Raw genomic sequence first — 21,699 nt, 5'->3', positions numbered from 1 at the left:
TGCGGGAAACATTTTTTTTTGACTTTAGCTGTAATTGAAATTCTTCCAGGAAATTGATTGGCAAATACCCCTTAAATTGTTTTGAGGAAAATGTTTAAGATATCCTGCTCCAATTGATGGCATGCTTCTTTTGGTTTTTGATTTGACGGAGGACCATGGCATGATTGGGTAAACTCAGGTCAGGATCATCCTGCAACAGTAATTGTGCCGCATCCCTTGCCATCGTCAGAATCGGGGCATCTTTGCTCAAATCAGCGATCAGCAAATCCGCCAAGCCGCTCTGCTGTGTTCCCATCAGGTCTCCCGGTCCACGGAGCTTCAAGTCCACATCTGCTATCTCAAATCCATTGTTGGTCCTGACCATCGTCTCCAACCTGACCCTGCTGTCTTTTGACAATTCATATTTGGTCATCAAAATGCAATAGGATTGGTCAGCACCCCGACCAACCCGGCCTCTTAGCTGATGGAGTTGGGACAATCCGAAGCGCTCCGCATTCTCTACCACCATCACGGATGCATTGGGCACATTGACCCCGACTTCGATGACTGTGGTTGCGACCATGATTTTGGTTTCCCCCTTCACAAATCGCTGCATTTCGAAGTCTTTGTCGGCAGGTTTCATATTACCATTTACTATGCTGACAGGATATTCGGGAAATGCCCTGCTGATGCTTTCAAATCCGTCCATCAGGTTTTTGAGATCCAAGGTTTCGGATTCTTCAATCAAGGGATACACCACATAAATCTGCCTTCCCAATTGGATTTGCTTCCGCATAAATCCAAAAACCTTCAAGCGGTCCTTGTCATAGCGATGCACAGTCTGAATGGGTTTTCTTCCGGCAGGCATTTCATCAATCACCGAAATGTCAAGATCCCCATAAAGAGTCATGGCCAAAGTCCTCGGTATCGGGGTAGCGGTCATTACCAAGACATGAGGGATAAATTGCTCGTTTTTGGCCCAAAGCTTGGCCCGTTGAGCCACTCCAAACCGATGTTGCTCGTCCACAATCGCCAGACCGAGGTTTTTGAACTGTACTACATCCTCCAAGAGCGCATGTGTTCCGATAATGATATGTAGTTCCCCTGAAAGCAATGTTTCATGGATGACTTTACGGGCCGACTTTTTGGTGGAACCTGTCAGCAAAGCAATTTTCAATCCCATCAGGTCAGCATATTCTTTCAAGCCTTCATGGTGTTGGTTTGCCAAAATTTCTGTTGGCGCCATCAGGCAAGCCTGCGCCCCTGAGCTTATGGCAATGAGAATGCAGATGAAGGCTACCATCGTTTTGCCACTTCCTACATCTCCTTGGATCAAGCGGTTCATCTGCTTTCCGGATTTCATATCAGCAAATGCTTCCCTGACGACACGCTTTTGCGCCTCGGTCAGTTGGAACGGCAGGTGTTCTTTATAGAATTTGGTCAAAAGGTCAGTCTGGTTCAGAACCTGACCCTTTGACTTTTCGGTTCTGGTAAGTTTCAACTTCAGCAACCTAAGCTGCACAAAGAAAAACTCTTCAAACTTCAGCCTGAATCTTGCTTTTTTGAGGATTTCCGGATTGTCAGGAAAGTGGATTTGTTTCACTGCTTCTTTTTTGGAAATCAGGTTGAACCGCTGCAGGATATCCTCTGGCATGGTTTCTTGGATTTGAGGATAGGCCACCTGAACCAACCCTTCCATTATTTTGGAAATCCCTTTGGAGTCAAGAAATTTAGCCCTGAGTTTTTCAGTCGTCGGATAGACCGGTTGGAAAAAACTCTTTTCCTCCTGCACGGCTGTCACCGGTTCCATCTCAGGATGGGCAATGCTGTATTTCCTTCCGTACTTATTTGGCTTGCCAAAGAAGACAAAAGGAACACCAATGATAAGTTTTTTGATGACCCATTGGATTCCTTTGAACCAAGTGAGTTCCATTTCCCCTGTCTCATCAAAAATATTGGCAACAAGTCTTTTTCTGTTTCCTTCCCCGATCGTCTCAATTGACCGGATTTTGGCTACGACCTGCACATGCTCCAGGTCCTCGTTGATGTCTTTTATCTTAAAAAACTGCGTCCTGTCCTCATAGCGAAAAGGATAATGTTGGATCAGTTCTCCATAGGTGAATATGGACAGCTCCTTATTGAAAAGGACTGCTTTTTGGGGACCTACTCCACGGAGGTAATCTATCTTGGTATCAAAAAAGGAGGACAAAGGACTGATAATGGTTATAGGCCCAAATTAAAGAGGAAGGAGGGGATTTGCTAAGTAATTATTTTTAAATAATCTGCCATGGTAATAATTGCGGTTTGTCCAAGTTTTGTTAGACTTAAAATGTCCTTATCGCCGGATATCAAATGCGTGGCATTCCCATCAAGAGCCAAAGAAAACAAAAAATTATCTTTAGGATCCCTGCAAATTTCAACAATTGAAGTGACCTTAATAAAATCTGCTTTCCGTTCGATTTCCCTTAACAATACGGACAAATCCTCTTGGGAAAAATATTTGTTGAATTTTGGCCGTGAGGCAACATTTAAAAATTCCTCCAAAAGCTCCTCACTAAATAGAAGTATTATGCTATCATCTTTAAAAATTTTATCTAATCGCTCAAATTCTTTTGAAAGTAAAAAACTGATCCAAAGATTGGTGTCAATGATTATCCTATCTTTTTTTTGACTCATATCTTTGAGATCTGACTATTTCAACTTCCTCAGTAATCTCTTCCAAAGAGGGCGGATTAGAAGCCGCTTTTTCCCGTAATCTTTTCAGGATATTTTCAAAATTGTCTTCCTCAGGCTTTAGGATTGAAATTAACTCAAGATCAGCAAGGTCCTGTAGCAATTTTTTTGCCTTGGGGTTAAGTATAGATATTTGAATAGTTTCCATAGGATAAATATAACGATTCGTTTTTCTATCATTTGATTTTAGTGAAGTAAAATTCTATTCCTAATTTCCGTTACAATATTCTTCATTCAGTAAAATTCCCTAAATTAATCCCTTTAAACCACAACCCTCTATGAAAAATCTCTTCCTTTTTCTCCTCCTGACTTTTTCAATCTCTACAGCTTTTGGACAAAAAAAATCCTCTACAGATAGATTTGCCGGTTTGGATATAGAACTCAATAAGCTTTTGGAAACCTGGCATGCTGCAGGTTTTGCGGTAGCGGTAGTTGAGAAAGACAAAATAGTCTACTCCAAAGGCTTTGGCTATCGGGATTATGAAAACAAAACTCCCGTCACTGCCAACACTAATTTTGCCATTGGGTCAAGCAGTAAGGCATTTACATCCGGTCTTCTTGGCATTTTGAAGGAAGAGGGCAAACTCACTTTTGAAGACAGTCCCATCAAACATATCCCTGAATTGAGATTCAAAAATGCTGAAATGAACGAACTCATCACCATCCGCGACATTATGACCCACCGTACAGGATTGCCGAGGCATGATATCAGTTGGTACCTGTTTCCGAGCAATTCAAGGGACAGTCTCATTCAAAGGATAGTTTATCAGGAGCCTTTTGCCAAAGTGCGTGAAAGATGGTATTACAATAACTTCATGTTCCTGACCCAAGGAGTAATCGCCGAGCGCGTTACCGGAAAAAGCTGGGAGGAAAATATAGACCAGCATTTCTTCCAACCCTTGGAAATGAAAACCTCGACCACAGTAATCGATGGGCTCAAAAACGGAAAAGAAGCCTCTTTTGGCTACCAAGTCAAAAATGATTCTGTCATCAAAAAGATGGATTATTACGACATAGCGGCCATGGGTCCGGCAGGAAGCATCAACAGCAACGTCACCGAAATGTCAAATTGGGTAATGACATGGATCAACGGTGGAAAATTCAAAGGCAAACAAATCCTTCCTGAGACTTATATCAAAGAAGCCATGAGCTCCCAAATGGTCATCAATGGTGGTATTCCTGACAAGGAATTTCCTGACCAACATATCTCCAATTACGGCTATGGCTGGTTTACCTCTTCCTACAAAGGTCATTACCGGGTCGAGCATGGCGGCAATATCGATGGCTTCTCTGCCAATGTCAGTTTCTTCCCGACAGACAGTATAGGCATCATAGTTCTAGCCAATCAAAACGGCTCGGTCATCCCGAGTCTGGCACGCAATATCATCAGCGACAGGGTGCTGAAAGTAACGAAGACCGATTGGAACAAGACCTACAAGGAACGCTCCGACAAAGCCAAAGCAGCTGAAAAAGAAGCATTGGCTACAAAAACCTCCTCTCAAAAAACAGGAACCAAACCTTCGCATCTTTTGGTAGAATATACCGGAGATTACTCAAATCCGGGATATGGTACCTTGGAGATTATTTTCAAAAACGATTCACTTTTTGCCAAGGCGGGGAAAAATAATATGTGGTTGAAGCACCACCATTATGACATTTTTTCTCCTTATCCAGTGGTGGAAGGCAAAGTGGATACTGTCGGTGGATTTGGGCTTCAGTTCAATTTCAGGACCAATGACAGCGGGGAGATTTCCTCTTTTGTATCCAAGTTTGAACCTGCGGTAGACCACCTCGAATTCAAAAGGACTCCAAAAGGGGTCATCATGGATAAAGCTGAATTAGAAAAATATGTCGGCGATTACGAACTGCCGGGAATCGTAGCCAAAACCTATATCAAAGGTGAAAACACCCTGTACTTTCTTGTTCCCGGCCAACCTGAATACGAGCTCCTTCCATTGGAAAAGCACAAATTTGCCCTAAAAATCCTGGATGGCTTCAGACTGGAATTTGTAGAAGGAGAGTCAGGCAATATTGCCGAGGTATTGCTTGTCCAGCCCAATGGGACATTTAAGGCAAAAAGAAAGTGAAACAAAAATGAATGATGGTGGGGTGATTATCCCACCATGATTTGTTTTTATCTAAAGACTCCCCTCATAGGCATAGACCAAAAACCACCTGTTGCCTCGCAGTTCAAACCTGCGTTTGGATGAAAATTTTGTGCCTTCGATCCAAAGCGTCTGTTCAAAGTATTTTTTCTTATGCTTTATTTTGGTCTTAAACTGCGTGGTGTCGACCTGATAAATCCTTGTCCGCATCAGTTCCCAATTGTCCGCAGTCCAGGGAATTTCCTCCTTTCCAAATTGCCTCAATCCTTGCAGCGGAAATATGATTCTCGACATTTGGAAAGCCGAGTCTGAGTGAAAGCGCTCATAAAAAACAGGAAATTCTTCAGGGGGAGTTCCTTGGATTTTGACCATGCCTTTGGGTTTGCCTTGGGCGAAGCTGTCTGAAAAAGCAAAAATTACATTGAAAAATACCAAGAAAGCCAAGACTTGCCTATAGTGATTTTTCATTTTAAATAAGTTTTAAAAAGAGACAGGGTGACAACAATTACCAAGAAAAGACCCATCAATACGCAAGGGATACTTTTCTAAAATTTTTTGCAAATTCAATAACAAATTCCACATTGTCAAGATGTTCCACTAAGATTCAATTCTTAACTAGGAAATTTGGGGAAGATCGCTGTCAAAAAATATCAATCTCTCTTTAACATTCTTGAAACCATGATTTTGTCAATCCGCTGACCGTCTTTGTCAATCACCTCGAGCTCCAGGTCTCCAATGATGATTTTATCGCCAATTTCAGGAATTCTGATACTACGGTTCATCACCAATCCTGCAACAGTAGAAAATTTTCCCTGATAAAATTCGTCTACATTTAAGTCAAAATACCTCAAAAAAGGAACTATTGGATATTGGCCATCGACAAGCCAGCTGTTTTCATTTCGCTGCAGGATTTGGTATTCATCTTGGTCAATTTCGGTTGCATCTCCGATCAAAGCATCGAGGACATCATCCATTGTCACGATCCCTATGGTCGTACCATACTCATCAATTACTATCCCGTAGTGGATTTTTTCAACCTTGAATAATTCCAAAACCCTAAAGGCCGAAGTGTCCTCATTAAGATAAACTGGCTTTTTAATGTAAGATGTAATATCAAAAGCCTCATCAGTGGTGGGGTAAAATAAGTCTTTCAGCAAAACGACCCCAAGAATATTGTCAAGGTCGTTGTCTTTGACCACAGGGTAAGCCGAATGCTTTTCTTTGTTAATTTTTGATTTGATCACATCCCAAGAATCCGTGGCATCGATGTAAATGATCTCGCTGCTATGGGTATAGAGGGAATTGACATTCCTGTCCCCAAGTTCAAATACCCGTTCCACGATGTCCTGCTCAATATCCTGAATTTCTCCACCCTCAGCACTTTCTTTGATGATGGCTTTGATTTCCTCTTCAGACACTTTGCTATCTGTTGATTTTTTGACGCCAAAAATAGCAAGCAACAAGTCATTGGAACTTGTCAATACCCACACAAAAGGCGAGGTGATCATAGATAGAATTTTCATGGGCTTTGCCATAAACATGGCGATCGGCTCAGGGAAAGTCATTCCGAGTCGTTTTGGGAATAATTCGCCTAGTACAATTGACAAATAAGTGATAAAAACAACGATGATGCCGACAGCCATGCTTTTGGCGTATGGTCTAAGGAAATCAAACTGAAGCAAAAAATCTGTTACTTCCGTAGTGAGGTTTTCACCGCTATACACCCCAAGCAATATCCCGATGAGTGTGATTCCAATCTGAACTGTGGATAGGAATTTGCCGGGGTTTTCGGAGAGTTCCAAGGCAGTTTTGGCACCTGAACTCCCTTTTTTCTTAGCAGCTTCCAATTTGAATTTTCTTGAAGAAACCAAGGAAAGTTCAGACATGGCAAAAACTCCATTCAACAAGACAAGCGCAATAATGATGAGAATTTCCATTTTTTAAATTACAAATTTGATTGATCAGGAAAAAATCAAATGTTATTTTAAATACCATTTGCTCCCAAATTACAAAACTCAAAAACAAAATATCGAATAGGCAATTGAATATAAGCTTATTGTCAAAACTTAAAAACCGGCACTTTTCAGCACCGGTCCAAATATGAATCTATAATTAAACCTACTTCCCGTAAATTTCTTCCAAAGCCTGTGCCAAACGGATTCCCGCAGCGGTCAGTCTTTCCTCTACATGGTGGTAATGTTTGTAGATGTATTCATAACCAATGCGTCCGTTTTCCGGAATATCATACAGGTCCGGTCTCATTGCCGCCGCTTCTCTCAGCCAATCGGCAGGTGTCGCAGCTGTATACTTTTGGATCAAAACAGGATTGATCCTTTTCTGCAATTCAGTGGCTATTTCTGTGTAGCTCATTTTTTTTCCTTCGATCAGGTCGGAATCCCAAATAGCGTGGATGTTGGTCTCTTTATTGAAAAAACTGACTTTGACATCATTTCCTCCTCGGTCGCCGGGCTTTCCCACATGAAAGGGCTGATGCAAATCACCGGTGATGTGGATCAACATCCTCAATTGGTCCCTCTCTTCTTCGGGGGAAAGTCCGCCTTTTTTCAGATTTTCTTTGATCCTCAAAAATGCTTCATAAGCGTCTCCGTTTTTCTCTTGTAAGGCCGGATCGTATTCCCCATCGGCTGTGGTCACCCAATGCCAGGTGTTGGTATAATCGTATTTTTTGTCGGAACGGATATTGTCCATCCAGACTCCGACACCGGAGATGGACTGCTGCTGAAGAATCGCCTCCACCTTTTTGATGGTCTTTGGCTTCATCTGCCATTCCGCAAGCTTTCCGATAACATAATGGCCGATGGGTCCCCAAGCAAATGATTGGGTAGTCAAGGTCAGGGAAATCAGCAAAGTCAGGATTATTGATCTGGTACTTTTCATTTTTATTCTGATATAAGGTTGAAATACTTTAGATATACAGTGGAAATACAATCGATATAAGGTTGAAATACTATAGATATACAGTGGAAATTTGTGGATATTGGATATTGATGGATATTAATTTCCAAAGTAGCTGTGATTGTGGACTACTATATCGCGAAGCATATATCTCTTGTATTTCGCGCAGCATATTTCAATTTTATTTCTATATAATAATTAAAATCCTTAGTGGATATATTATTTCTAATTTTTTCGTGAAGCGTATTTCTACTTTATATCTATATAATAATCAAGATCCCAACTCATTGATGGCAATCCAAGCCATCAGGCCTGCGCCGATTTCCATGGCATCTTCATCAATGTCAAAAGTGGGGGTATGGACACCGGAAACAATTCCTTTGGCTTCGTTTCTGGTTCCCAACCTGTAAAAGCAACCGTCAATCTCTTGCGTGTAATAGGAGAAATCTTCTGCGGCCATCCAAACATCAAGGTCTATGACATTTTCTTTACCAAGATATTGCACGGCAGCTTCCTGCGCTCTGGCGGTAAGTGCCTCGGCATTTTTGAGAAAGGGATATCCCCTCCGTACCTCAAAATCAAGTTCTCCGCCCATTCCTTCCACGATCCCTTTGGCTATACTTACCATATGGTGATGGGCTTTGGACCGCCATTCTTCATTGAGGGTACGGAAGGTGCCTTGTATTTTCACTTCATTGGGAATGATATTGGTAGCACCCAAAGCCTCCACTCTACCAAATGAAAGTACAGATGGGATTTTTGGGGAAGCATTTCTACTGACTACTTGCTGTAAGGCGACAATCATGTGTGAGGCAATCAATACCGGATCGACCAAAGTTTCCGGCATAGCGCCGTGTCCTCCTTTTCCTTTGACGGTGATGTAGAGTTCGTCGGCACTTGCCATGTACATTCCTTTTCGGAAACCCACTTTCCCGACAGGAATCAGTGGCATCACATGCTGTCCAATGATACCCGAAGGTCTTGGATTTTCGAGTACTTTGTCTTTGATCATCAGGGAAGCTCCTCCGGGAATAAGTTCTTCACCGGGCTGAAAAATTAGTTTGACGGTTCCTTCAAACTGGTCCTTGATTTCATTCAGGATTTTGGCTGCGCCCAAAAGAGAAGCCGTGTGTACATCATGTCCACATGCATGCATCACGCCGGGATTGGTGGATTTGTAGGAGACATCGTTTTGCTCCAAAATGGGCAAAGCGTCCATATCTCCCCGTAGGGCAATGACTTTTTTGGATGGGTTTTTTCCCTCGATAATGGCAAGGAGGCCGGTGCCCGCTTTTTCCTCTACTTGGGTTATACCCAAACCAAGAAGCTGTTGCTTGACAAATGCAGCTGTATTGTATTCTTGAAAAGAAAGCTCAGGATGGGCATGTAAATGCCTCCTGTTGGCAATAAACTCTGATTTATAAGCAGCTGCTAACTCCTTAATTTTGTTGTTGACCATCCGTAACCGGTTCAGGATTGACGTAACCTTCTCTCAAAAACCTGTCTTGAATGATTCTCGAAGAAGGAAAATTTTCTTTCAATTGGTGGTAATAAGTAAGGGCTTCAATGCGGTTGACAAACTTTCCCACCTTGACAAGGTACCGGGGCTGTTGGTATTGCATGTCAGTTTTGAAATCCGGAAAATAAGTGAAAAGGTCATTTCTTGTCTTGAAAGCCAAATCCCTGTCCACCCCGCTGTATACCAAAACAGTATATCCACTCCAATACATTTCTGCTTTATTGGCTTCTTTGAGATTATTAAGTGCGATTTCAAGGTCCTCATCTGCAGACAAAACTTTTTCACCGCCCTTTGGGGCAGTTTCTTCTTTTGCCGCCTGCTCCTCCAAATCAGGGAAAGTTATCCTAGACCCGCTCAGATCTTCCTGATAATTTTCAAATTCATTGGTTGGTGCTGATGTTTTCTTAATCAATGAGCAAGAACTCATCAAAATTAAGGGAAATATCAAAATCAGGAGTACCCTTTTCATGATGCTTTTGTTAATGTTCTATGACCACACATTTGCCTGAAATAACATCCTGCTCCACACTTTTGAACTTGACGTCCTTAACGACTTTTCCATCAGGGTATTGGACGGAGACTTTGTCATTTCTACCATAAACCTTATCTGATTTTCTAGGGGCGACGATCTGCGGAGGAGCTGTCCTGTTGGCAACCGCCGCCGAGGCCTGTCTGCCACCTCCAGGATTTAAGCTGCTGCCTACCTCCTCTTTGGATGCTTTTACCTGAGCTTCTTCTTTCCGTGGGGCTTGGGCTGCCCTGACCTGATTCGGGTCTTGGGCAGGGAGATCTGCTTTCGCAATGAATGAAATAGTATCTTCATTGAGTTTACCGACAAAGCGTTTGAACATCTCAAATGCCTCAAATTTATAAATCAACAAAGGATCTTTTTGTTCGTAAACTGCATTCTGTACAGATTGCTTCAGGTCATCCATGTCACGGAGATGCTCTTTCCAGTTTTGGTCAATGATCGCCAAAGTGACGTTCTTTTCGATGTTTCTGATCAAATCCCTTCCTTCGTTTTTCACAACAGATTCAAGGTTGACCAGCACCCCGATCTGCTTGAAGCCATCCGAAATCGGAACCATGATTTCTTTCACAGTGGCGCCTCTGTTGGTGTACACATCTCTTAAAACTGGAAGGGCTTTGTTGGTAATGCTTTCGTTTTTGCCCACATAATGTTGGTATGCGGCATCGAAGAGCTGCTGCGTCAAAATTCCGGTTTCTTTGGATTTCAGATCCTCAACGCTGAATGGATGGTCTATTCCCAATGAACTGAATATATTCATCCTCAGGTTATCCGCATCTTCGGTGGACTTACCCATCTGTATGATGTCAAAACAAACATCATACATGACATTGAGGATGTCCAATTCAAGACGCTCACCTTTGAGGGCATTTCTCCTTCTTTTATAAACCACTTCCCTTTGGGAATTCATGACATCGTCATATTCCAAAAGTCTCTTTCTAACCCCAAAGTTATTTTCCTCTACTTTCCTTTGGGCTCTTTCAATGGATTTGGTAATCATCGAATGTTGGATGACTTCTCCCTCTTCCAAGCCCATTCGGTCCATAAGTTTTGCAATCCTGTCCGAACCAAACATCCGCATCAGGTTGTCTTCCAATGAGACGAAGAACTGGGAAGAACCCACATCTCCCTGACGTCCTGAACGTCCTCGGAGCTGACGGTCAACACGTCTTGATTCATGTCTCTCTGTACCGACGATAGCCAAACCTCCGGCTTTCCTCGATTCCGGAGTCAATTTGATATCTGTACCTCGACCTGCCATGTTGGTAGCGATGGTCACAGTTCCTGGTTTTCCGGCTTCGGCGACGATGTCCGCTTCTTTGGCATGTTGCTTGGCGTTCAATACCTGGTGTTGGATTTTTCGGATAGTGAGCATTCTACTCAATACTTCAGAAATCTCCACAGAGGTCGTACCCACCAATACAGGTCTTCCTGCTTTGGTCAGTTCCACGATTTCGTCTGCCACTGCATTGAATTTCTCTCTGACAGTTTTGTAAACTTTATCCTCTCGGTCTTCCCTGATAATGTTTCTGTTAGTAGGGATGACCACTACATCCAGTTTGTAGATTGTCCAGAATTCACCGGCTTCAGTTTCCGCTGTACCGGTCATACCCGCAAGCTTGTGGTACATCCTGAAGTAGTTTTGAAGTGTAATCGTCGCATAAGTCTGTGTAGCGTCTTCCACTTTCACGTTCTCTTTTGCTTCGATCGCCTGATGGAGACCGTCGGAGTATCTCCTTCCTTCCATCACACGGCCAGTCTGCTCATCGACAATCTTCACTTTACCATCCACCAAGATATATTCGGTATCCTTCTCAAACATGCAATATGCCTTGAGCAGTTGGTTTACTGTATGGATTCTTTGGGCTTTGACACCATAATCTTTGATCAGCTCTTCTTTTCTGATGAGCTTTTCTTTGTCGTCGATATCAGGATTTTTCTCCATTTCGGCGATTTCCATACCGATATCGGGGAGGATAAAGAATGTTGGATTTTCATTCTTTTGGGTAATGACCTCGATGCCGTTGTCGGTAAGCTCTATGCCGTTGGTCTTTTCTTCGATAGTAAACAAAAGAGGTTGATCGGCCTCAGGCATCATTCTTTTGTTGTCCTGGAGGTAATAATTCTCAGTTTTTTGGAGGATAACCCTAATGCCCGGCTCAGATAGGAACTTGATCAAAGGCTTGTATTTTGGCATACCTCTATACGCCCTGAAAAGCGGTAAGCCCGCCTCTTTTTCGTTTCCTTCCTGAATTAATTTTTTGGCCTGATTGAGAAAACCCTGCACAAGTTTGCGCTGCTCGTCTACCAGAGTGGCGACCCTTGGCTTCATTTCCATAAACTCATGCTGGTCTCCACGGGGAACAGGTCCTGAGATGATCAAAGGTGTCCTTGCATCATCGATCAAAACCGAATCCACTTCGTCAATCATGGCATAATGGTGCTTGCCCTGAACAAGGTCTCCGGCTTCCCGTGCCATGTTGTCTCTCAGGTAATCAAAGCCAAACTCGTTGTTTGTCCCATAGACAATGTCAGAGGCATAGGCCTTTTTTCTACCTTCTGAGTTTGGCTGGTATTTATCTATACAATCCACAGAAAGACCGTGGAATTCAAAAAGCGGGGCATTCCATTCGGAGTCCCTTTTTGCCAAGTAATCATTGACAGTAACGATGTGAACTCCCCTTCCGGAAAGTGCATTGAGGTAAGCAGGAAGAGTAGAAACCAAGGTTTTTCCTTCACCTGTAGCCATTTCTGCTATTTTTCCTTTGTGCAAAACCATCCCGCCGATCAGCTGCACGTCATAATGGACCATGTCCCAAACGACTTCAGTTCCGGCAGCCATCCATTTGTTGTGCCAGACGGCGTTTTCTCCCTGGATTTCAATATTGGCTTTTTTGGCTGCAAGCTCTTGGTCTTTCAGTGTTGCTTTTACGACAAGCTTTCCGTTTTCTTTGAATCTTCTTGCTGTCTCTTTGACTACCGCAAAAGCGTCTACCAAGACCTTTTCCAAAACCACTTCCAAAGCTTCATCCCTGGATTTTTCGGTTTTTTCTATTTCGGTAAAAAGAGCATCTTTCTCATGCACCTTATCCGGTGCCATGCCATTGATCTGCTCTCTGAAAGCGGCTATTTTAACATCAAAAGGCTTCAAGTCCGCATTGATGATGGCTTTGATTTCTCCAGTCTTTGCCCTTAGGGCCTCATCACTGAGATTTTGAAGCTTCTTAAAAGCCTCATTGATCTGGGGAACTTTAGGACTCAATTCCTTTACATCTCTATCTGACTTCGTCCCGAAAACTTTTGCCAGTCCTTTGGCTATAAAATCTAACATATGGTATTTTGTATCTAATAGGGGGTAAAATTACTTCGTTTTTCTTAATTATAGTAATCAACAGTAAGATATGAGACCTGAGATTGGGAGATAGATGACTTTGCTTTAAAATTTCTTTCATCCATAAATTCCCTAAACCCTTCCTAATCTAAATTTCAATCCTTCCTTCAAACACCTGTTCAGCCGGACCTATCAGCCAAATATCCTGAAAACTGCCATCTGCACTTTCGGTAAACCTGACCTTGAGATTCCCTCCCGGTGTTTGGATCTTGACTTCATGGAGCTGATGCTGGTAACCATATACCAATGCACAAGCTGTAACGCCTGTTCCGCATGAAAGGGTCTCGTTTTCCACCCCTCTTTCATAAGTCCTGACATGGATTTCGTCCTTACCAATAGGGGTGACAAAATTCACATTGGTGCCCTTTGGCGCATATACACTGCTATAGCGTATTTCTTTTCCTTCTTCAAAAACCGGATAATCGGAGACATTTTCCACAAATCTCACATGGTGGGGTGAGCCTGTGTTGACAAAATAATCCTGACCGGCATTGGCTAGGCTCAGAACAGGACGCATTTCCAATTCAATCCAGTCCCCCGCGACTAACGCCTGATGGTCCCCGTCGATGGCGAGAAAATTGGTTTTTTGGTCAACGATTCCCAATAACTTTGCAAATGCCACTGCACACCTCCCGCCGTTTCCGCACATACTTTGAGAGCCGTCAGCATTGAAATACACCATTTCGAAATCATGATCTTCGACATCCCTGATGAGGATCAATCCGTCAGCCCCAATCCCGAATTTGCGGTCGCAGAGTCTTTGGATCAAAGAAAGATCCCTGTCAGGAAAAATGTCAGCCCGGTCATCGATCATCACAAAATCGTTGCCTGTTCCCTGATATTTATAAAATGTAATTTTCATAGCCATTACCCTTCTTTGGAAGTTTTTGGTTGTTTTCAAAAACCAAACCAAGATATTTTGGTTTTACAAACATAACCATCTTGTCACAAAATCAGACTTATTGTCTGCTTTTAGGTTTCATAATGTGGTTGAATTGGTTAACTTGTTGGTCGATTCAAATTTGAAAATCCATTTAAAAGGAAATAAATCTCTATGAAAAAGATGACTTACAATGTTTCAAGAAGAACTTTTATAAGCCATAGCTCCAAAGCCACTTTTGCCCTGGGAATCGGGAGCACATTGATTGGCTCTGCATTTTTGACCGCATGCGGCGGAGAAGGTGAAGAAAAAGAAGAGGCATCTGTCCTGCTCAGCACGGGTTTTGAACAAACTCCATTAGGATATGACTATGCTGCACTTGAACCACATATCGATGCCATGACCATGGAAATCCACTACACCAAACATGCCGCTGCTTATGCCAAAAACCTTGGTGAAGCCGCTTCAGAGGAAAGCGTGGATGTTAGCAAACCCCTTGAGGAAGTAATGATGAATATTTCTAAATATTCAACAAAAATGAGAAACAACGGTGGCGGGCATTATAACCACGAGCTTTATTGGAAACTCATGTCTCCGACAGGTGGAGGAGAACCAGGTGGCGATTTGTCTGAGGCCATCAACGGTGCTTTCGGAAGTTTTGCAGATTTCAAAACCAAATTTGAAGATGCAGGTAAGAGCAGATTCGGTTCAGGTTGGGCATGGCTTGTCTTGGACAAAAACAACCTGCTTCAGATCGGAAGTACGCCAAATCAGGACAATCCACTCATGGACGTATCAGAGTTTCAGGGAATTCCTTTGGTAGGAGTGGATGTATGGGAGCATGCTTATTACCTCAATTATCAAAACAGAAGGCCTGACTACTTGACTGCATTTTGGAATGTGATTGACTGGAAAGCTGTCGGTGACCGTTACAACACGATCGTGAAAGGAGCTTAAGAATATATCCACATTTTATACAGGAAACGGGGTTTTACGGCCCCGTTTTTTTATTTTGCAGCCCTCAAATCAAATCAAAAACACCACCATGCAAGATCCCAAAAGCCTCACTTCTGTCGCAGCTTTCCACCAGACATTCAAACACCCGATTTTGCCTGAGCCACATATTCCCGACGCCAAGCGCTGTCAGTTGCGGGTTTCTCTTATTGCCGAGGAATTGAAAGAACTTGAAGAAGGCATCAAAAACCGGGACATCGTAGAAATAGCAGATGCACTTTGTGACATCCAATATGTGCTGTCAGGGGCTATTTTGGAATTTGGATTGGCGGATAAATTCAAGGATTTGTTTGATGAAGTCCAGCGGTCCAACATGAGCAAAGCCTGCAAAACAATAACTGAGGCTGAGCAAACCGTAACCCACTATCAAAGTCAAGGTGTGGATTGTCACTTTGAAAAAGAAGGGGAACTTTTCCTAGTCTACAGGAAGGAAGACAGAAAAACCCTGAAATCAATCAATTATTCCCCCGCAGATCTAAAAGGAATTATTGGCTAGGTTTTTGGGCATAAAAAGTTAATTCTCCTTAATTTCCTAAAACATTCTGTTAAATATTCGGAAATGCGGCCAAATTTGGCGTACTTGGAACAGATTAAAATTTTATTTATTCTGCATTCTGCTGTTGAATCTAATTTTCGTCACCCCCAGCCAGTAGAATTGCTCCTAAAATTTCAAAAATAAACAACCGAATTTCCCATTAAGTATGAATACATCCTTAAAGTTTCTTGATTCAGGAAACTCCCTGTTCTTTGTTACCATCAAAAAACGCGTAGACGAATATTTCAAAGCAAACAACATTTCCAAATACGCCAATACGGCAATGGTTCTCAAAACCATCATTTATCTTACTTCATTTGTAGGGTTATATTTCTTGATTTTGTTTGAGGTTTTCCCAATAATTGTCTCACTGTTTCTTGCGATTGCGCTCGGCATGAACATGGCTTTTATCGGATTCAATGTCTGCCATGATGCCCTTCACGGATCCTATTCCAAAAATGCCTTTGTCAATAAATCCCTTGGCTTCATATTCAATATAATCGGTGCCAATGTGTATGTCTGGAACATTACCCATAACAAAGTCCACCATACCTATACCAACATCATCGGTCATGACGGGGACTTGGATGTCGCGCCGGGTTTGGTCAGGGTTTCTCCTGAAGAACCTCTCAAACCGATCCACAAATACCAGCACATTTATGCCTTTGCTTTGTACTCTTTGGCTTCTTTGTCTTGGTTTTTCAGAAAAGACTATGTGAAGTTTTTTCAGAAGAATATTGGCTCACACGTCAACAAGCATCCTAAAATCGAATATTTCAACCTGTTCTTTTACAAATTGGTTTATTACACTTTGTTTATCATCCTCCCTTTGGTCGTAATGGACATCACTTGGTGGCAGTTTATGATCGGGTTCTTGGTCATGAATTTTGCTGAAGGACTTGTATTGGGCTTGGTATTCCAATTGGCGCACTTGGTGGAAGACACCGAAATGCCAAATCCCCAAGGTGATGAAAACATCGAGGAGACCTGGGCAGCCCACCAAATGAGGACAACCGCCAATTTTGCACGTAAAAATCCTGTAGTCAATTTTCTTTGTGGCGGATTGAATCTGCAGGTGGAACACCACCTTTTCCCAAAAATCTGCCACATCCATTATGTAGAAATATCAGAAATCGTCAAAGAAACCGCAGAGGAATTTGGCTTACCATATAATGAAAATGCCACCTTTGGCTCTGCGCTCAAATCTCACTATGATTTCTTAAAAGCTGCCGGAAGGGTTTCCGAAAAAGAAGTCGTTTCGGAAGAAATTGAGGTAATGGCTTAAATTTGAAATTCTAATTTGATTCCATAAAAAAATCCCGGTCAGGTATTCCTGACCGGGATTTTTGTTTTTCTGAAGAAAGGTTGTTCAACTAAAGTTCTTCATCGCATGATGGGCAGCCCGCGCCGCAAAAGCCATGTAAGTCAAAGATGGATTTTGCGTAGACGTGGAGGTCATCGATGCGCCGTCGGTCACGTAGACATTGGGCACAGAGTGGAGCTGATGGTTGCCATTGAGCAAGGAAGTCTTTGGATCTTTTCCCATCCTTACGCCTCCCATTTCGTGGATATCCAATCCGGGGGCACGCTTGTCGTCACGGGTTTTGATATTGGTGAAACCTGCTTTTTCAAACATCTCTGTCATCTGCTCCAAGTAATCCTTGATCATTTTCTCATCGTTGTCATCGTAATCAACATTGATTTTCAACTGAGGCATGCCAAAAGGATCTTTCTGATTCGGATCCAAAGCTACATAATTGCTTTCCTTGGGAATGGTCTCCCCCATCATGTGTGACCCGATATTCCAAGGGCCATATTTATCTGGATTGAGCAAGTTTTCTTTCAATTCCATGCCGATACTGTTTTGGTCAGCATAAGATCCCCTGTTGGCTCCGAATCCTGCTGCATATCCACGCAAGAAATCGGTCTCTTGTGTTTTGAGATTTCTGAATCGTGGAAAATACCCTGAAGTTGGTCTTCCGCCTTGGGTTGTATATTCCAAGTGACCTTCATATTGGGCGGAGATTCCTGCGCGATAATTATGGAAAGCGACATATTTACCCAACAGACCACTGTCGTTGCCAAGTCCGTTTGGAAAACGGGTCGAAGTAGAATTCAGAAGAATCAGGTTGGTATTCAATGCCGCCGCATTGACAAAAATGACATCGGCAAAATATTCCTCCATTTCTTTGGTATGGGCATCGATGACCCTGACACCTGTTGCTTTGCCTTTTTCTTCATCATATATGATGGAATGTACTACCGCATCAGTCCGCAAAGTCATGTTTCCGGTCTTTTCAGCCCAAGGGATGGTAGATGAATTGGCCGAGAAATAGCCTCCGAAAGGACAGCCTCTCTGACAGAGATTTCTGCTTTGACATTTGGCCCTTCCTTGTTGGGCGTAGTAATCAAAATTACCGGTGATGTGGGCACAGCGTGCCAAAATCATGTGGCGCTCATCTCCATAATGCTCCTTGAGTTTGCCTTGAAAATATTCCTCCACAACGTTCAGCGGAAAACCCGGCAAAAATTCACCATCGGGTAAACTTGCCAACCCGTCTTTGTTGCCCGAAACTCCGGCAAATTTTTCAACATGGCTGTACCAAGGTGCGATGTCTTTGTACCTGATCGGCCAATCTACAGCAAAACCGTCTCTTGCCGGACCTTCGAAATCAAAGTCCGACCATCTTTGTACCTGTCTTGCCCAAAGCAGAGACTTGCCTCCTACCTGATATCCACGGATCCAGTCAAAAGGCTTCTCTTGCACATACGGATGCTCGTTGTCTTTGACAAAAAAATGAGCTGCATCTTCCCTGAAAGCATAACAGCGGCTGACGATCGGGTTTTCTTTTTGGATTTCTTGGGTGAGCTGTCCCCGGTGTTCAAACTCGTAGGGAAGCATGCTTGTGGTGGGATAATCTTTGAGGTGTTTGACATCGCGGCCTCTTTCGATCACCAGAGTTTTGACACCGTGCTCGGTAAGTTCCTTTGCTGCCCAACTCCCCGATAAGCCAGAGCCAATGACAATGGCCTGGAAAGTTCTTTCTTTTACTGCGTCTATATTGAGATTAGCCATTGATTCTTTCGGGTTTGAGGTCTGAGATTAATACTGCTCCCTGATAATCCCCGGGAATCAGGGAATAGGGTTTCACTTGGGTTTGGATGTATTCTGACATCATAAACCCCTGTATAGTAAAGCGCTTGGCCATTCCGATAAACTCTTTGGTAGCTTTCTGAGGATCTTCAGGTTTGGTATTTTCGGGCAACTCTATTGCCAAAGCAGCTTTCACCACAGCTTCACGGCCCGCTTGATCCAATTTTGAAAAGGCACTTCCGCCGCTGTTTTTGCTGAAATCTTCAAATACCTGGAATCCCTGCATAAAGGATTTCTGACCTTCTGCATCAATGCAATCATTGACCATGACAAGGATAAAATCCTGCACTTCTATGTCTGCAGCACTTTTGATGCTTCCTGTCGGGATAATTGTTCCGGCAATATCTTTCAATAACTGTTGGAGGGAGGGGGTGATTTGGAGATTTTGGTAGGCAGCAAGGATGTCTTCTTTCGAGAAATCACAGGATGGCACCAACACCAAACCACCAGTAATCAAGGCAAGGCTCCGGAGGGCGTCTCTTCTTTTCATGGTAAGGTCATTTGCGTTGTAAAATGAATCGGGGAATAAGGTAAAACGATTTAGTGAAATTTCATAACCCATTTATGTAAAGTGAATTCTAAAATGCATCGTCTCCAGAAGATTATTTGGATAAAATCTTTCTCCCGCAGATTTCGCTGATCTCCGCAGATTTCTTTGCTTTAGCAAAGGTTACAAGGATATCAATATTATTCGAAGCAATATCTTTTCATAATTATCAAAAAGAAATCGTCTGCGCCAATCTGCGTTATCTGCGGGAGTTTTAATTCAGTATGCTCTGCAAAACTCCTAAACCCTCACTTCCTCAGCACACCGACTTCGGCAAAAGAAGCGGGCTGGTTATCGGTGGTTGAAAGGGATTTGAGTTTGATAAAGCGGACCTGGGATGGCGCAAACCTCACCACTTGCTCGATGGGATTGTTCTTAATATTTGAAAACTCTCCTGTGGCCAAAGCCTTCCAGGATTTCCCATCCGTACTTCCTTCAAGGCCATATTTCGAAATGACCCCACTCATATACCTATTTTGTGGAGGCCAATAGGTAAAGCCATTCATGACGACGGATTCGCCCAAATCAATGACCACTTCATTTTTCTCACTTTGCCAAAAGGTCTGTGAATCTTCGTCAATTACTTTTGTTGCGTTTTCGTTTTGGTTGACAACTTTCCATTTGGCTTTGGGGATATCCAGGTTACGGACCAAAACCTCACTTTTCTTTCCACTTTGGCTGTCAAAGGCCATTGCTTTGATGGTGGTTGGCTCTGGAATGCTTATCGGATTTTCATATTTGGTACTGTTTTCATTGGGTTCTGAACCATCCATAGTATAGAAAATTTCCACTCCTTTTTCGGGAACTTGGAGTGTCACCTCTCCTGATTTGGATCGGATCAACTCCGGTTCAGTGACGAGCTTTGGTGCATAGAATATTCCGATATTGGAAATCGTAGGACTGGCTTTTGCATCGGTGATGGTAAATCGGACCTGTTTCGCCAACACATCATCAAACCTCAAAATCCTTTTGATTCCCACCGTTGTTCCTTGATATATTTGCTCCCAACCGGTTTCAGTTTCCACTTCTAAAGTAAAGGATTTGATACGCTGCCCGAGAGGGATATATTCCTGTGCCACAAACCTGTTGATCAAAGTCGGTTCTGTCAAAGTCAGAACAATGCTACTTTCAATCACCCCATCTTCCGAAGCCCAATAGCTTTCCTTATCCTCATCGGCCACATTTACTGCCTCAAATCCTTTTCCCCGTTCATTACTAGCGGATACTTTTGCAGTTTTGGCCAGATCGACAGCAAAATCTTCCCTGATTTTATCCGCCAGTTTCATAACCTGCTCCACGTCTTTTTCATGGATCAAACCCCGTCTGTCGACAGGAAAGTTGATGAGCAGAGAACTGTTTTGACCGATGCTTTTGTAATAAATCTCCAATAGCTGCGGCAAAGTCCGGACTTTATGGTCTTCATATTCATGGTAATACCATCCCGGCCTGATCGAGACATCTGACTCCGCCGGAACCCAATGCGTCCCATTTTCTTGGCCCGAAGCAAATCTCTCCGGATAGTCGGGCATCCCGGCGTAAACAGAATCCCTCATCAGATTGCCCCAAGTCGTCTCGTAGGCAAATCCATGTTCATTGCCCACCCATCTCACATCCGGTCCACCATCGCTGAACATCACGGCTCCAGGCTGTAATTCGCGGACAAGTTTATAGGTATTTTCCCAATCATAGTAAGTCAGCTTATCCACAGTCCGGACTTCATTGGCCCCGCCATAATACCCATCTCCACCATTGGCCCCGTCAAACCAAACTTCAAAAATATCCCCATAATTGGTCAACAACTCAGTAAGTTGATTACGCATATATGTGATGTATTCCGGTTTGCCATAATCGGCATGGTTGCGGTCCCAAGGGGAATAGTAAATGCCGAATTTCAGACCGTATTCCTTACAGGCATCCGACAGTTCACGGATCAGATCACCCTTGCCTTCTTTCCAAGGAGAATTTTTAACCGAATGCTCTGTAAAAGCGGAAGGCCAAAGGCAAAATCCATCGTGGTGCTTGGCAGTGATGATGATTCCTTTCATTCCTGCCTCTTTGGCTACTTTTGCCCATTGCCTGGTATCCAATGCAGTGGGGTTGAATTCTGAAGGAAGTTCGTCTCCCATTCCCCATTCCATATCCGAAAAAGTATTCATGTTGAAATGCACAAAACCGTAGTATTCCAGCTCATGCCAGGCAAGTTGTCTTGGGGAGGGAATGGGTTCAACGGGAGCGGGAGGACTTACTTCTTTGCCTTCACATGCCAAAAGAATCAAAAGTGGGAGGAGGTATTTTTTCATAGAAATCTTATCGGACATGAATATTAATAAAAATTTTGCAAAATGGTAGATGACATTTTTTGATCAACACGATGAGGTCTTATCAAACACTATTAAA

16 protein-coding genes are annotated in these 21,699 nt (G+C 43.0%); 4 read left to right on the top strand and 12 right to left on the bottom strand.

The genetic code is table 11. The features are described from left to right. Positions 1–94: 94 nt before the first annotated feature. Both recG and DQW11_RS07260 read right to left on the bottom strand, forming a co-directional pair. Complete coding sequence (gene recG / locus DQW11_RS07265; RefSeq protein WP_113923396.1) at positions 95–2,188, bottom strand: ATP-dependent DNA helicase RecG; 2,094 nt, start codon at positions 2,186–2,188, stop codon at positions 95–97. Between the two features lie 50 nt (positions 2,189–2,238). Continuing rightward, positions 2,239–2,655, bottom strand: coding sequence for a putative toxin-antitoxin system toxin component, PIN family (locus DQW11_RS07260; RefSeq protein ID WP_113923395.1), 417 nt, complete (start codon positions 2,653–2,655; stop codon positions 2,239–2,241). Between the two features lie 335 nt (positions 2,656–2,990). Between DQW11_RS07260 and DQW11_RS07250 the strand changes: the two genes are divergently transcribed. After that, a complete protein-coding gene (locus tag DQW11_RS07250) occupies positions 2,991–4,799 on the top strand; it encodes a serine hydrolase (protein WP_113923393.1) in 1,809 nt (602 codons plus the stop codon). Between the two features lie 51 nt (positions 4,800–4,850). Here the strand turns inward: DQW11_RS07250 and DQW11_RS07245 are convergent, their stop codons facing one another. The 7 genes from DQW11_RS07245 to dapF all read right to left on the bottom strand — a co-directional run bounded on the left by DQW11_RS07245 (position 4,851) and on the right by dapF (position 14,034). After that, entirely contained in the window at positions 4,851–5,285 is a 435-nt protein-coding gene (locus DQW11_RS07245) for a hypothetical protein (RefSeq protein ID WP_113923392.1), read from the bottom strand. 182 nt (positions 5,286–5,467) lie between these two features. Then, complete coding sequence (locus DQW11_RS07240) at positions 5,468–6,754, bottom strand: hemolysin family protein (RefSeq protein ID WP_113923391.1); 1,287 nt, start codon at positions 6,752–6,754, stop codon at positions 5,468–5,470. 181 nt (positions 6,755–6,935) lie between these two features. Continuing rightward, positions 6,936–7,715 (bottom strand): S1/P1 nuclease, encoded by a 780-nt coding sequence (locus DQW11_RS07235; RefSeq protein ID WP_113923390.1) that lies wholly within the window; start codon positions 7,713–7,715, stop codon positions 6,936–6,938. Positions 7,716–8,004: 289 nt separating this feature from the next. Further along, positions 8,005–9,192 carry a M20 metallopeptidase family protein gene (locus DQW11_RS07230; protein WP_113923389.1) on the bottom strand — a complete coding sequence of 396 codons (1,188 nt, stop codon included), beginning with the start codon at positions 9,190–9,192 and terminating at the stop codon, positions 8,005–8,007. Next, positions 9,173–9,721, bottom strand: a complete 549-nt coding sequence (locus DQW11_RS07225; RefSeq protein WP_113923388.1) for a hypothetical protein — start codon at positions 9,719–9,721, stop codon at positions 9,173–9,175. The genes DQW11_RS07230 and DQW11_RS07225 overlap by 20 nt, the downstream gene beginning before the upstream one ends. A 10-nt stretch (positions 9,722–9,731) precedes the next feature. Next, positions 9,732–13,112 (bottom strand): preprotein translocase subunit SecA, encoded by a 3,381-nt coding sequence (gene secA, locus DQW11_RS07220; protein WP_113923387.1) that lies wholly within the window; start codon positions 13,110–13,112, stop codon positions 9,732–9,734. Positions 13,113–13,260: 148 nt separating this feature from the next. Continuing rightward, entirely contained in the window at positions 13,261–14,034 is a 774-nt protein-coding gene (gene dapF, locus DQW11_RS07215; RefSeq protein WP_113923705.1) for a diaminopimelate epimerase, read from the bottom strand. Between the two features lie 192 nt (positions 14,035–14,226). On the opposite strand from dapF, the gene DQW11_RS07210 reads away from it, so the two are divergent. From DQW11_RS07210 to DQW11_RS07200, 3 genes are all read left to right on the top strand, one after another. Beyond that, positions 14,227–15,009, top strand: a complete 783-nt coding sequence (locus DQW11_RS07210) for a superoxide dismutase (protein WP_113923386.1) — start codon at positions 14,227–14,229, stop codon at positions 15,007–15,009. Between the two features lie 88 nt (positions 15,010–15,097). Continuing rightward, positions 15,098–15,562, top strand: coding sequence for a pyrophosphohydrolase domain-containing protein (locus tag DQW11_RS07205; RefSeq protein ID WP_113923385.1), 465 nt, complete (start codon positions 15,098–15,100; stop codon positions 15,560–15,562). Between the two features lie 205 nt (positions 15,563–15,767). Further along, a complete protein-coding gene (locus DQW11_RS07200) occupies positions 15,768–16,886 on the top strand; it encodes a fatty acid desaturase family protein (RefSeq protein ID WP_113923384.1) in 1,119 nt (372 codons plus the stop codon). Positions 16,887–16,970: 84 nt separating this feature from the next. On the opposite strand, the gene DQW11_RS07195 is transcribed toward DQW11_RS07200, so the two are convergent. The 3 genes from DQW11_RS07195 to DQW11_RS07185 form a co-directional block, all read right to left on the bottom strand. Next, a complete protein-coding gene (locus DQW11_RS07195; protein ID WP_113923383.1) occupies positions 16,971–18,677 on the bottom strand; it encodes a GMC oxidoreductase in 1,707 nt (568 codons plus the stop codon). Next, positions 18,670–19,245: a gluconate 2-dehydrogenase subunit 3 family protein gene (locus tag DQW11_RS07190; RefSeq protein WP_113923704.1), complete on the bottom strand. Its 576-nt coding sequence runs from the start codon at positions 19,243–19,245 to the stop codon at positions 18,670–18,672. Before DQW11_RS07190 ends, DQW11_RS07195 begins: the two co-directional genes overlap by 8 nt. Before the next feature lie 305 nt (positions 19,246–19,550). Continuing rightward, positions 19,551–21,602 carry an alpha-L-fucosidase gene (locus DQW11_RS07185; RefSeq protein WP_113923703.1) on the bottom strand — a complete coding sequence of 684 codons (2,052 nt, stop codon included), beginning with the start codon at positions 21,600–21,602 and terminating at the stop codon, positions 19,551–19,553. Positions 21,603–21,699 lie beyond the last annotated feature (97 nt).

This window comes from Cognataquiflexum aquatile (assembly GCF_003316845.1).
In the GTDB taxonomy this organism is placed as follows: domain Bacteria; phylum Bacteroidota; class Bacteroidia; order Cytophagales; family Cyclobacteriaceae; genus Cognataquiflexum; species Cognataquiflexum aquatile.
Note: the sequence above shows the minus strand (reverse complement) of the source record. Positions and strands in the feature narration are given on the sequence as shown.